Genomic DNA, 11,826 nt, shown 5'->3' with positions numbered 1-11,826 from the left:
ATGCTTTTCTATTTCTGGATCCTGGAAGAGGTGGAATTTGCTAGTTTCTCTTTCTCGCGGTTGCCTGTGAAGGAACTCGGCTATGGGCATGAGTACCGTTATGCCCACGATGAGCCCAACGCCTATGCGGCCGGCGAAACCTATCTCCCTGAGGGCATACGGGAACCCCGCTGGTACCAGCCGGTGCCGCAGGGCCTGGAGATCAAGATCGCCGAGAAACTGGCGCTGCTGAGGAAGTGGGACGAGGAAGCCGGCGAAAGCTGAGCGGATAGCGCCCGATCAGGTCCCGTCCCGTCAGTGCGCAAGATTCAACTGCCACGAGACCCCGAACCGGTCATCGACCCAACCGAAGCGCCGGCTGAAGCCATAGTCACCCAGCGGCATATGGACTTTCCCGCCTTCGGCGAGAACGCCGAACACTCGCTCCAGCTCTTCCGCGGAGTCGCATTCCACGAAAGTCGAACTCGATGGCGTGAACGTGAAATGGTGCGGGATCGGGCTGTCGGAACACATGAATTCGCGGCCGCAAAGGCTAAAGGTCGCCACCTTGATGGCGCCGGCCGGCCCGGATTCGCCTTCGACGTAACGCTCGGCGCGCACGATGCGGGAGTCGGGGAAGGTGGCGACGTACAACTCCATCGCCGCCTGGGCAACGCCGCCCTGGAACATCAGGAAAGGTCTGGGAGTCATCATGGATCGGTTTCGCTCCGTGCTGGGTGATGGCCAATGCTAATCCCAATGCTTCGCGTTCACCAGCTCATCGCCGGTTCGATTCAATTGAACCCCATTTCTGTTCAGTATCGAGGATTCAAGCCGGGTTGCGCTGCCAAACCGGGAAATGGCCTTCCATCGCCGCCATGGCAGAAATGACGGCCTGGTAGGTGGCGTCGTTGTCGTAGCCGGGCAGGCGCTCCTTCATGGCGTCCATCAAGGCATCCAGCCCGTCGGCGTCGTTGGGGACGATGATGCCTTTGGCGCCTTGCGCGCCGTCGCCGCCGATCATCCATTGCGGCAGCGGCAGGAATTCATCGCTGATGACGATATCGACCCGGTTGACCGCGTTCCAGGCCACGCCTTCGCGCTTGAGGCCGTTGACGGTGGTGCGGATTTCCTCGTCGTCGAATTCCACGGCGATCTTGCGCGCCTGGCGGGCGGCCTGTTTGGCCGGGCTCAGTTCGGCCGCGCCCGGCGCCTGCACCTTCCAGTCGGTCTTGCGCTGTTTCGGCGGCACGAAGCGGTTCTTGATCTGCTGGCCGAAAGCGAAGGCGGCGCCGAACGACAGGCCGGCCACCAGGCCATAGAACAGGCTGGCGTCATGCGTCATGTAATGGATGCCGGCCCACAGGGCCAGGGCGAAGGCGGCCACCAGGCCGAGCAGGGACAGCGGCAGGGGCGTGGTTTTCGGGGCGTCGTCGGCGTCGGGCATGGGCGGCATCGGCAAAAGTGGCTGGGAATATGCGGGAAGTGGGCCGAATGGTAACCCGTCCCGGCCGCCGCGCGCCATGTGGAACATGCGTATTTATTGCCGGAAACGCCCCGCAAGTCCCGGTAAGGCCGTCCGGCTTGGTACAATCCCACTTTTGAGTATCAACCTTTCTCCGTTTATTTGTTCCCATGATCGACATCCAACTTCTCCGCAAAGACATCGACAACGTGGCGGCGCGCCTGGCCGCCCGCAAGTTCGTCCTCGATGTCGCCGGCTTCAACGCGCTGGAGGCTGAGCGCAAGCAGATCCAGACCCGCACCGAAGAACTGCAGGGCAAGCGCAACAGCCTGTCCAAGCAGATCGGCATGTTGAAGGGCAAGGGCGAAGACGCCTCGGCGGTGATGGCGGAAGTCAACGGCATCGGCGATGAGCTGAAGGCATCGGCGGCGCGCCTGGAAGAAGTGCAGCAGCAGATGAACGCCTTCCTGCAGGCCGTGCCCAACCTGCCGCACGAGTCGGTGCCGGTGGGCAACGACGAATCCGGCAACGTGGAAGTGCGCAAGGTCGGTGCCCCGCGCGCCTTCGATTTCGAGGTCAAGGACCACGTCGACGTCGGCGCCCCGCTAGGCCTGGATTTCGATACCGCCACCAAGCTGACCGGTTCGCGCTTCTCGGTGATGAAGGGCGGCATCGCCCGCCTGCACCGCGCGCTGGCGCAGTTCATGCTGAACACCCATACCGGCGAGCACGGCTATACCGAGTGCTATACGCCCTATATCGTCAACGCCGATTCGCTGCGCGGCACCGGCCAGTTGCCCAAGTTCGAGGCCGACCTGTTCGCCGCCAAGAAGGGCGGCCAGGAAGGCGAGGCCGAGAACGCCGCGCTGTACCTGATCCCGACCGCTGAAGTGCCGCTGACCAACTTCGTGCGCGACGAGATCGTCGCCGGCGACGCGCTGCCGCTGAAGTTCACCGCGCATTCGCCATGCTTCCGCTCGGAAGCCGGCTCCTACGGCCGCGACACCCGCGGCATGATCCGCCAGCACCAGTTCGACAAGGTGGAAATGGTGCAGGTCGTGCATCCGGAGAAGTCGTACGAGGCACTGGAAGAGATGCTCGGCCACGCCGAAGCCATCCTCAAGAAGCTCGGCCTGCCGTACCGCGTGATCACGCTGTGCACCGGCGACATGGGCTTCGGCGCGGCCAAGACCTATGACATCGAAGTCTGGCTGCCGGCGCAGAACACCTACCGCGAGATCTCGTCGGTGTCGAACTGCGAAGCCTTCCAGGCGCGCCGCATGCAGGCGCGCTTCCGCAATGCCCAGGGCAAGCCCGAGCTGCTGCACACCCTGAACGGTTCCGGCCTGGCGGTCGGCCGCACCCTGGTGGCGGTGCTGGAGAACTACCAGCAGGCCGACGGCAGCGTGGATATCCCCGAAGTGCTGCAGCCTTACATGGGCGGCATCACCAAGCTGGTTCCTGGCGCCTGAGCGGCAAGCGCAAGGCTCCAATGAGAAACGGCCGGCCCGCGATGGGTCGGCCGTTTTTGTTTTGGCATGGCCGCCATGGCAGGCGCGGCATGGGTGAAAACGTTTTTACAAGCGTCGCAACTGTCAGCCGTCCTTGAGTGCCCAGGAGAACGCCGTCGGCACGCGGCGTTCGATGAACAGGCTGTTGCCCGGCGTCTTCTTGGCCTGCTTCTTGGCCTTGGTCGCCGCCGAGGCGATCTGGTGCGGGGAGGAATATTGCGATGGCTCGATCTTCACCGCCCCCAGGGAAATGCTGACCAGCGGATGCTGGACGCGGTTGCCCTGGCGGTCTTCGCTGAAATAGCCGCCGCGTTCGCGGTCTTCGTCGTAATAGAAGGCCGCCGATTCGGCGGTGAAGTTGTCCAGCATGGTGCGGCAGCGCTTTTCCCAGTCCTCGCTCTGGAACATGATCAGGAAATCGTCGCCGCCGATATGGCCGATGAAGTCGTGCTGCGGGTCGCAGCCTTGCTGCAGGATGCGGCCGGTGAGCTGGATCATGTCGTCGCCCTTGCGATAGCCGTAGACGTCGTTGAAGGGCTTGAAGTGGTCCAGGTCGCAATAGCAGATGCAGAACTCGACCCCGCTTTGCAGCAGGTATTCGATGTGGTCGTTGATCGGTACGTTGCCCGGCAGCTGGGTCAGCGGGTTGGCGTGGCGCGCGGCATCGATCTGCATCTGGGTGATTTCGCGCAGCAGGTCGTGGCCGGTGCCCAGGCCCACGTACTGGCCGCGGTCGGTGATGATGAAACCGTTGGAGAGGTGGTGCGACTCGGCCTGCACCAGCAGGTTGGAGAGGTCCTGCAGGCTGGTGTCCTGTTCGGTCAGGATGGGATTGGGATCCATGAAGAAGGCGCAGGACTTCTTGCCATAGAGCTCGCGCCCGTACAGGCGGGCGAAGCGCTCGACCATGCTGTAGCGGTTGATCAGGCCGATCGGCAAGCCGTTGCTGACCACCGGCAGCGCCTGCAACTGCGGATCGTTGACGAACATGTCGTAGACATGGTCGTTGGTGACTTCCGGCGCCACGTACTGCGTTTCGCGCAGCAGCTTGAAGACGGTGGCGTTGCGCTTGCCGGGGCCGTACTTGTTGGCGGCCAGCGGCACCTTGTCGCGGCGCAGGGTCTTGGTGACATCTTCCGAGATCCGTACCGGCGGTTCGGCCATCGGCCGGGCGATATGGTAGCCCTGGCCGCAGGCGATCCCGAGGTCGCGGATGGCCAGCAGTTCGGCCTGCGACTCGATGCCTTCGGCGATCACGATGGAGCCGGATTTCTCGGCGATCTCCTGGATCGAGCGCACGAACTGCAGCTTCATCGGGTCATGGTTGATGCCCTGCACGAAGTGCATGTCGATCTTGACGTATTCCGGCTGCAGCTCGGACCACAGGCGCAGGCTGGAGAAGCCTTCGCCGAGGTCGTCGATGGCGATCTGGAAGCCCATGTCGCGGTAATGCATGGCGGCATTGCGCAGCAGGGCGTAGTCGTAGGTCGGCTCGTTCTCGGTCAGTTCGATGATGATGCGCTGCGGGTTGACGCCCAGGTTCTCCAGGTAGCGCAGGGTTTCGCCCTGGATCGCCTCGGGCTGCATCAGCGCCCCCGGCGTGACGTTGAGGAACAGGTTGCCGGGCAGGCCGGATTGCGCGAAGCGGGCCAGCACGATGTGCCGGCACAGGTATTCCATCTGCACCGAAAGGTTGTGCGCGCGCGCCACCTTGAACAGGGCCAGCGGGGAATGCAGCGGGGTATTGGAGGGCCCCCGGATGAGGCCTTCGTAGCCGAGGATCTCGCCGTTGCGCATGCGCACGATAGGCTGGAACAAGGCCGTCAGTTTGCGCTGGGCGATGATTTCATGCAGCAGCGACAACATCTGGCCGTCGGCGTCTGGCGGCGCGCCGCCGGCGGCGCGGGCGATCAGGTCGGCAGCTTCTGCGTCGAACAGGAGCGGGGCATTGGAAAGGGGCGCCATTTGGCAGGTCCAGGTATGAAATTGTTGCCAAGAACGGAAAATAATTTACGGATGCTAGAAGCGATTTATGACAAGACGATGATATGGCGGCGCAAGATGGACGTTTTTGCATGAAACAAACAGATACCGGTTTTTGTGGCGCTTCCCGGTCCTGCATGCCGGGAGCAGGCAGCCCCAAACTGATGATTCAGGAAAAAAGGAAATAATTTCGGAAGGATGTTCCTTTATTAAAAAACTTCTGCTATAGTTTCGGACTTTGCTGCTCCACGCAGCAAATCGACCGAAGTTGACCGGAGAGGTGGCAGAGTGGTCGAATGTACCTGACTCGAAATCAGGCGTACGTGTGAGCGTACCGTGGGTTCGAATCCCACCCTCTCCGCCAGTTGGCTTGTAGGTTAGAAAGCAAAAGTAAGGCCCTGATATCCTCAGGGCTTTATTTTTATGTTCGCCGGTTTCTTCATGGATGGCCGGCGCGAAGGCATCAAATGCGTCGGTATCGCGGCTCTATGAGGGGAAGGGGCGGCGGTGCAGGCTGTCACAGAATCATCTCCGGCCTGGAGACGTCTCAAATCGGGTTCCATGCATTGGAACTTCATGCGCGGTTTTTATTGGCATCCCCCTTGCGATCATCTGTTCATTTGTCGGTTGGATCGGCCTTGTCGTATTCCTGAAAATAGCAAGCATTAGAGGCGGCCCAAAGAAATGTCCCTGAATCGACTGTTCCGGCTGATTTCCAGCGCATTGCTGATGCTGTTCCTGGCATTGGCGGTATCGCTGGTATGGATTGAGTGGAACATCTACCGGAGCAGCACCAGCACCGTTCCGGCCCTGAAGACATTTCGCCAGGGGTTGGTCGCAATGGAACTGGTGTCCATCGAGCGCGGGCCGGCCAATGCTTTCATGGGCGCGCGGGACGACGAGCGCGACGCCTTTTACCAGCACCTGCAAGAGGCCAGGGCCGTCAGTGACGCGGCGTTGGCCGATCTGTACGCCGAGGTGGAAAAAGACCCGTCGCAGCGCAATGCCGGCATTCTCGAGCGGATCCGGATCGTGCAGCAGGCCATGGGGCCCGCCCGCGCGGCGGTTGACCGCATCGGCTGGCAGGCTCAGGACCAGCGCAACCATCTCTATATCGTTTCCGCAGTCGACGGCATGATCGATGTGATTCCGATGCTGGTGCGGGTGACGGGCGAGCTGATGGCTTCCATTGACCTGGCCGATCCGGATTTGCGCGAGGGCCTGTCCGGAGCGCGGGCCGCGGCCAGCTTGCGCGAATATGCCGGGCAGGTCGGCTCGCGTTTCACGGCGCCATTGATCATGCACCGCAGGCTCGACCAGAATGAAGTCATCGAAATCGGCAAACTCTACGGCCGTATTGAACTGTTGCGTTCGCTGTTGAAGGGTCAGCTTGCTTCTTATGTGTCGCAGCCGGAGTTCGCGCAGGGTCTGGCCGAACTGGACAAGCAATATTTCGAAGACGGTTTCGAGTTCATCGACTATCTGCTGCAGACCGGCCTGAAGTCCGGCGATTACGGCATGACGCCGGCCGAGCTGCGGGCGCGCTACGTGCCGCGGATGAAGGTTATCCTCGATTTGCGCGACATTATCCTCGACGACCTGATGGAGCGCGTCGAGCGCCGCAACCAGCAGGCGCGCAATGTCCTGGTCCTGGTCATCGGCCTGACCATCGTCGCCTGCCTGTTCTTCCAATTGCTGATGTACATGATCCGCAAACGTGTGGTGCGTCCGCTGGTCAATGCCACCGACCTGGTGGTGGGGCTGGCAGACGGCAAGCTCGACAGGGAGATTCCCGCTGCCAGGTACGACGACGAGGTCGGCGGCATGATGCGGGCCTTGTGCGTGCTCAAGGCGCGGATTCTCGAGCGCAACAGCCTGGCGCGCGAACGCGAGGCCCTGATCGGCCAATTGCAGACATCTTCCAATACCGACTTCCTGACCGGCATCTTGAACCGGCGCGCCTTTTTCGCCCATGCCGAGCAGCAGGTGAGCGCGGCCCAGCGCTATCGGCGCGACCTGTCGGTGGTGCTGTTCGACATCGATCATTTCAAGCGCATCAACGACAGCTACGGCCATTTGTCCGGCGACGCCATCCTGCGCGGCGTAGCCCAGACCGCATCGCAATTGCTGCGCAAGGAGGATGTGCTGGGGCGCTATGGCGGCGAAGAGTTCATCGTGCTGCTGCAAGAGTCCGACCTCGGCAAGGCCGAAGCGGTGGCGCAGAAGCTGCGCATGGCATTGGAGCAGAAGGAGTTCGACGCCGATGACGGCCGGCGCATCAGGGTCAGCGCCAGTTTTGGCGTGGCAGTATTGCGCGACGGGCATAACCTGGAGCAACTGATCAAGCTGGCCGATACCGCGCTGTATGCGGCCAAGGAGCATGGCCGCAACCGGGTCGAGGTGAGCGCGGAACGGTGAATCCGGGATGCGGATGCGGGCTAGCGGCATGAACGAAAACGGCCGGTGTTGAAGACACCGGCCGTTTTCGTTTGGGGAGTGCGGCGGACTCAGGTGCTTTCGCGTTCGATGATCGAGTAGCCCAGGTCGCATACCGGTTGCGCCACATGCTGGCCGTTGAAGCGCGCCAGCAGCATTTCCGCCGTGTTCAGCCCGATCTGGTGGCCGCTGATCTGCACCGTGGTCAGCGCCGGCGTGACTTCGGGGGCCAGCTCGAGGTTGGCGAAGCCGGCCAGCGCGATCTGCTCGGGCACCCGGATCTCGCGCCGGATGCATTCCAGCGCGGCGCCGGCGGCAATGACGTCGTTGCTGAAGAAGACGGCGTCGACCTCGGGGTGGTCCCGCAGCAGCGAGCCGATCGCGTCGCGCCCCGAGCGGAGGAAGGAGCCCAGCGGGATCTTGATGTGTACCGGCTCCCGCGCGCCATGCGCCAGCACGGCGTCGCGCATCCCGGTGAAGCGCGCGATGCCGCGCGGATCTTCGCCGCCGATGAAGGCCAGGCGGCGGTATCCCTTGCCGATGAGGTAGTCGCCCATGGCGCGCCCGGCGGCGTGGTTGTCGAAGCCGACCAGCATGTCGATGGGGGTGTCGGTCAGGTCCCAGGTTTCCACGACCGGAATGCCGGCCGCCTTCAGGCGCTGGCGCGTGCGCGCCGTATGCTGCACGCCGGTCAGCACCAGGCCGTCGACGCGGCGGCCGATGAAGGCTTCCACCAGCGCCGTTTCCTCCATTTCGGAATAATTGGTTTGGCCCAGCAGCAACTGGTAGCCCTGTTCGCTGAGCTTCTCCGACAGCCCGCGCACGGTTTCGGCGAAGATCGAATGGCTGATGGTGGGGACGATGGCGGCGACGATGCGGGTGCGGCGCGAGGCCAGGCCGCCGGCCAGCATGTTGGGGATGTAGCCCATGCTGGCGATGAAGGATTCCACCCTGGCGCGGGTTTCCGGGGATACCTTTTCCGGCGTATTGATCACGCGCGACACCGTGATGTGCGACACGCCGGCGGCGCGGGCGACGTCTTCCTTGGTGACGGCGCGCGCCGGAGCGGCGGCTGCGGTCTCGGTATTCGGTTTTCTTTTCATTGGCTGGATTCGATGGCTGGCCCGGACGCCAAGCATACCAGTACGGCTTGCCGGTGGCAGTTGCGGAAAACCGCAGGTTGCCGCCGGTTTCAGTCGCGGTCGTTGAAGGCCGAGATGTGCGACACCTGGAATACGCCCGACAGGGATTGCAGTTCATTGCGGTGCAGCTGTGCCAGCCGGTGCAGGTATTGCTCGCCCAGGTCGGTCAGGCGCACCTGCACCAGGCGCTTGTCGCGGTCGTCGGGCGTGCGCGTGACCAGGCCGGCTTTCACGCAGCGGGTCACCAGCGCGACAACCCCGTGGTGCTGGGCCTGCAGCCGCTCCGCCAGTTCGCTGATGCTGGCCCATTCGCGGCCGGGAAAGCCCTTGATGTGCAGCAGCAGCAGGTATTGCAGCGGCGTCAGGCCTTCGCTTTGGGCGGCGTCTTCGGAAAAGCGCAGGAAGCGGCGCAACTGGTAGCGGAAGTCGGAGAGCGCTTCGAAGTCTTCCTTTTGCAGGCGGGATGCGTTTTTCATCGGCCGCGCCCATGACGGCTGGGCATGCAGTCTGCTGCGCAGTGGGTGGAATCGGACATGAATATCATCTTATGATGTAATTACGGTTTGGCCGCACGCTTTGCCGGCGTGGCGGCCCAATGTAATAAAAAGACGTCAAAAACAGATATGCCCGATTCTATCTCGCAGTGGTTTAAAAGTTTCATCCCTCCAAAAAACAACGTCGACCGCTTCGAGCGCATGCGCTCCTGCGCCGGAAGCCTGTTCGGCATCCTGCTGGTAGGGCTGGTCAGCTATGCCATCCTGCCGCATGAAGCCAAGACGATTTGGCTGATCGCTCCCATGGGAGCTTCGGCGGTGCTGCTGTTCGCGGTGCCGTCCAGCCCGCTGGCGCAGCCGTGGTCCATCATCGGCGGCAACCTCAGCGCCGCGCTGATCGGCATTACCTGCGCCAGGCTGGTCGAGGAGCCGGCATTGGCGGCGGCGCTGGCCATTTCGCTGGCGATCGGCGCGATGTTTTTCCTGCGCTGCCTGCATCCGCCCAGCGGCGCGGTGGCCTTGACCGCGGTGCTGGGCGGGCCGGTCGTGCATGAGATGGGCTATCGGTTCGTGCTGTCGCCGGTCGGCCTCAACTCGGTGTTGCTGTTGCTGGCGGCCTTGTTTTTCAATAACGCCAGCGGGCGTCGCTATCCGCATGCCCAGCAGAGCGCTGCGCCGCATCCGCACCAGACCAGGGACGAATTGCCGATCACGCGGCTGGGTTTTTCGCATGAAGACCTGGACGAGGTGTTGAAAAGCTATAACCAGGTGATCGACATCGGCCGCGACGACCTGGAAGAAATTTTTCTCCAGACCGAAATGCGCGCCTACCACCGCCGTTTCGGCGAAACGCGCTGCGAGACGGTGATGTCGCGCGATGTGGTGGCGGTGGAATTCGCCACCAGCCTGGACGAGGCCTGGGGGCTGTTGCAGCGGCATCGCCTGCGCGCCTTGCCGGTGGTGAGCCGGGCGCGCCATGTGATCGGCATCGTCAGCCGCAGCGATTTTCTCGAGCATGCCGGCGCGGAAGTGCATACCGGCCTGGCCGGGCAATTGCGCAAGCTGCTGCACCGGGTGCCGTTCATGCATTCGGACAAGCCCGAGGTGGTCGGCCAGATCATGAGCGCGCCCGTCATTTCCGCCGGCGTCGACACGCCGCTGCTGGAGCTGGTGCCGCGCATGGCGGAGGGGCTGCACCAGATCCCCGTGCTCGATGCCGAGGGCAAGCTGGCCGGCATGCTGACCCAGTCGGACATGATCGCCGCGCTGTATGAGAAGAACCTGGCGGCCGCGCGTGGCGCGCCCGCCGGCGGCTTGCGCGGCGCAGCTTGACAGGGCGGTCGGGGAGGGCGATTCTGCCCGCAGGTATTTTCTGCGGCGTGCTGTTGCCGGCGCGATATTTTCAGAGGGGAACGGGAGCGGAACGGGGGTAAAGGAGCTGAGATGAGGACGAGTGCTTTGGCTGTCGCTATCGCCATGATGCTGTTGCTGTCCGCCTGCGAACGCAAGGGCGGCAATCCTCCCAGGCCGATGACATCGGGACAGGTCGCGTTCGCGCTGCGTTAGGGAGGGGGTGGCTGGAAATGCTTGCCCGGCACGAGTTATTGGAAAGGTGAATATCTGCTATTGCCACAATAAAGCAGACTCCGTTGCGCCGGATCGCTATAGTTGCACCTGTCTCCTCCAATCTCCTCCTTAAGAAATTGGATTCAGCCCGCAGCCGACAGGTTCGCGGGCTTTTTTTTTGCCTTGCGCACCGGTGAGCGATCGCGCGATGCCAGCGGGGTGGAGGAGCTTCTTGGTAAGATGGCGGTTGCTCGCCGGCAGGCGGCGCCCTTTGTTTTCCGTTTCAGACTCGCAGCCAATGTCCCAGACACCTTCGCCCCTCCCCGAACGGCCCGATACGCCTTGCGTGGCCGTCTGCTCCACCACGTTCGACGACGTATGCCGCGGTTGCGGCCGCACGGTCGATGAGGTGGCGCAGTGGGTTTTCATGAACCCGGCGGAGCGTGAAGTGGTGTGGCAGCGCATCCTGGCGCAGGGATATCCGCGCCGCAACTACTGAGACGGCAGTTTTTCAGCGCGGCTGCGCCGCGGGCCGGCCGAAAAAGCCGACGCCGGCCTGGCGCAGCATATCGCACAGCACGATCAGCGGCAGCCCGGTGAGGGCGGTCGGGTCGTCGCTTTGTATGCTTTGCAGGATGGCAATGCCCAGGCCCTCGTTTTTGGCGCTGCCGGCGCAGTCGTAGGGCTGCTCGATGCGCAGGTAGGCGTCGAGTTCGGCGTCCGGCAGGTCGCGGAAGGTTACCAGGGTCTGCACGTTGCGGACTTGGGCCGCGGAGGCGGCGTCGGGCCTGCGGCCGTCCCACAGGCACAGCGCGGTATGGAAGATCACCTGGCGGCCGCGCATTTTCTGCAATTGTTTCAATGCATTGGCGTGGTTGCCGGGCTTGCCGATCTGTTCACCGTCCAGCGTGGCGACCTGGTCCGAGCCGATCACCAGCGCCGCGCCGGCCCTGGCGGCGACCGCCGCGGCCTTTTTGCGCGCCAGGCGCAGGGCGGTGGCGTCGGGCGTTTCCCCGGGATGCGGGGTTTCGTCGATATCCGGCACCATGGTCTCGAAAGGCAGGCCGAGGCGGCCGAGCAATTCCTTGCGGTAGGCTGAGCTGGAGCCGAGGATCAGGCGAGTGGGCAGGGTGGTCGTGTTGTCTTGCGGCATGGCGGCGATGTGTTTGTGCGGGTATCGGTGTGGCCGAAACGGCAAGATTGCGGCCCAAATCCGGCGGAAAAGACGTTGCGCGGCGACAGCTTGGCGA

General features: G+C 63.1%; 10 protein-coding genes, 1 tRNA gene and 1 pseudogene. 6 read left to right on the top strand and 6 right to left on the bottom strand.

Annotated elements, in window-relative coordinates:
* Nucleotides 1-69 precede the first annotated feature (69 nt).
* Nucleotides 70-264, top strand: a pseudogene (locus tag J7548_RS04830) (recombination factor protein RarA); the annotation flags it as partial.
* A 30-nt stretch (nucleotides 265-294) separates the two neighbouring features.
* Here J7548_RS04830 and J7548_RS04825 read toward each other — a convergent pair.
* Both J7548_RS04825 and J7548_RS04820 read right to left on the bottom strand, forming a co-directional pair.
* Nucleotides 295-693 (bottom strand): VOC family protein, encoded by a 399-nt coding sequence (locus J7548_RS04825; RefSeq protein ID WP_290971087.1) that lies wholly within the window; start codon nucleotides 691-693, stop codon nucleotides 295-297.
* A 115-nt stretch (nucleotides 694-808) separates the two neighbouring features.
* Entirely contained in the window at nucleotides 809-1,426 is a 618-nt protein-coding gene (locus tag J7548_RS04820; RefSeq protein WP_290971084.1) for an anaphase-promoting protein, read from the bottom strand.
* Between the two features lie 188 nt (nucleotides 1,427-1,614).
* Between J7548_RS04820 and serS the strand changes: the two genes are divergently transcribed.
* Nucleotides 1,615-2,916, top strand: coding sequence for a serine--tRNA ligase (gene serS / locus J7548_RS04815; RefSeq protein WP_290971081.1), 1,302 nt, complete (start codon nucleotides 1,615-1,617; stop codon nucleotides 2,914-2,916).
* A gap of 123 nt (nucleotides 2,917-3,039) precedes the next feature.
* On the opposite strand, the gene J7548_RS04810 is transcribed toward serS, so the two are convergent.
* Nucleotides 3,040-4,920 (bottom strand): GGDEF domain-containing protein, encoded by a 1,881-nt coding sequence (locus J7548_RS04810; protein WP_290971078.1) that lies wholly within the window; start codon nucleotides 4,918-4,920, stop codon nucleotides 3,040-3,042.
* 292 nt (nucleotides 4,921-5,212) lie between these two features.
* Between J7548_RS04810 and J7548_RS04805 the strand changes: the two genes are divergently transcribed.
* Together J7548_RS04805 and J7548_RS04800 are read left to right on the top strand one after the other, a co-directional pair.
* Nucleotides 5,213-5,302, top strand: a tRNA-Ser gene (locus J7548_RS04805).
* Nucleotides 5,303-5,622: 320 nt separating this feature from the next.
* Complete coding sequence (locus tag J7548_RS04800; RefSeq protein ID WP_290971075.1) at nucleotides 5,623-7,356, top strand: GGDEF domain-containing protein; 1,734 nt, start codon at nucleotides 5,623-5,625, stop codon at nucleotides 7,354-7,356.
* Between the two features lie 89 nt (nucleotides 7,357-7,445).
* Here the strand turns inward: J7548_RS04800 and J7548_RS04795 are convergent, their stop codons facing one another.
* Entirely contained in the window at nucleotides 7,446-8,477 is a 1,032-nt protein-coding gene (locus J7548_RS04795; RefSeq protein ID WP_290971071.1) for a LacI family DNA-binding transcriptional regulator, read from the bottom strand.
* 89 nt (nucleotides 8,478-8,566) lie between these two features.
* A complete protein-coding gene (locus J7548_RS04790; RefSeq protein WP_290971068.1) occupies nucleotides 8,567-8,992 on the bottom strand; it encodes a MarR family transcriptional regulator in 426 nt (141 codons plus the stop codon).
* A gap of 147 nt (nucleotides 8,993-9,139) precedes the next feature.
* Here J7548_RS04790 and J7548_RS04785 point away from each other — a divergent pair, with 147 nt between their 5' ends.
* The gene (locus tag J7548_RS04785) at nucleotides 9,140-10,342 is read left to right on the top strand and encodes an HPP family protein (RefSeq protein WP_290971065.1); all 1,203 of its coding nucleotides are present in this window, start codon (nucleotides 9,140-9,142) and stop codon (nucleotides 10,340-10,342) included.
* A 532-nt stretch (nucleotides 10,343-10,874) separates the two neighbouring features.
* On the top strand, nucleotides 10,875-11,075 hold the full coding sequence (locus J7548_RS04780) for a DUF1289 domain-containing protein (protein WP_290971062.1): 201 nt from the start codon (nucleotides 10,875-10,877) through the stop codon (nucleotides 11,073-11,075).
* 12 nt (nucleotides 11,076-11,087) lie between these two features.
* Here J7548_RS04780 and J7548_RS04775 read toward each other — a convergent pair whose 3' ends face one another.
* Nucleotides 11,088-11,729: a Maf family nucleotide pyrophosphatase gene (locus tag J7548_RS04775; RefSeq protein WP_290971059.1), complete on the bottom strand. Its 642-nt coding sequence runs from the start codon at nucleotides 11,727-11,729 to the stop codon at nucleotides 11,088-11,090.
* Nucleotides 11,730-11,826: the final 97 nt, after the last annotated feature.

Source organism: Herbaspirillum sp., from assembly GCF_017744395.1.
GTDB lineage: Bacteria > Pseudomonadota > Gammaproteobacteria > Burkholderiales > Burkholderiaceae_D > Herbaspirillum.
Note: the sequence above shows the minus strand (reverse complement) of the source record. Positions and strands in the feature narration are given on the sequence as shown.

Excerpts from the sequence above, each read along its gene's own strand:
- J7548_RS04825 (WP_290971087.1), bottom strand. The coding sequence starts at position 693 with ATGATGACTCCCAGACCTTTCCTGATGTTCCAGGGCGGCGTTGCCCAG.
- J7548_RS04785 (WP_290971065.1), top strand. The coding sequence starts at position 9,140 with ATGCCCGATTCTATCTCGCAGTGGTTTAAAAGTTTCATCCCTCCAAAA.
- J7548_RS04775 (WP_290971059.1), bottom strand. The coding sequence starts at position 11,729 with ATGCCGCAAGACAACACGACCACCCTGCCCACTCGCCTGATCCTCGGC.
- J7548_RS04820 (WP_290971084.1), bottom strand. The coding sequence starts at position 1,426 with ATGCCCGACGCCGACGACGCCCCGAAAACCACGCCCCTGCCGCTGTCC.
- J7548_RS04810 (WP_290971078.1), bottom strand. The coding sequence starts at position 4,920 with ATGGCGCCCCTTTCCAATGCCCCGCTCCTGTTCGACGCAGAAGCTGCC.
- J7548_RS04790 (WP_290971068.1), bottom strand. The coding sequence starts at position 8,992 with ATGAAAAACGCATCCCGCCTGCAAAAGGAAGACTTCGAAGCGCTCTCC.
- serS (WP_290971081.1), top strand. The coding sequence starts at position 1,615 with ATGATCGACATCCAACTTCTCCGCAAAGACATCGACAACGTGGCGGCG.
- J7548_RS04780 (WP_290971062.1), top strand. The coding sequence starts at position 10,875 with ATGTCCCAGACACCTTCGCCCCTCCCCGAACGGCCCGATACGCCTTGC.
- J7548_RS04795 (WP_290971071.1), bottom strand. The coding sequence starts at position 8,477 with ATGAAAAGAAAACCGAATACCGAGACCGCAGCCGCCGCTCCGGCGCGC.
- J7548_RS04800 (WP_290971075.1), top strand. The coding sequence starts at position 5,623 with ATGTCCCTGAATCGACTGTTCCGGCTGATTTCCAGCGCATTGCTGATG.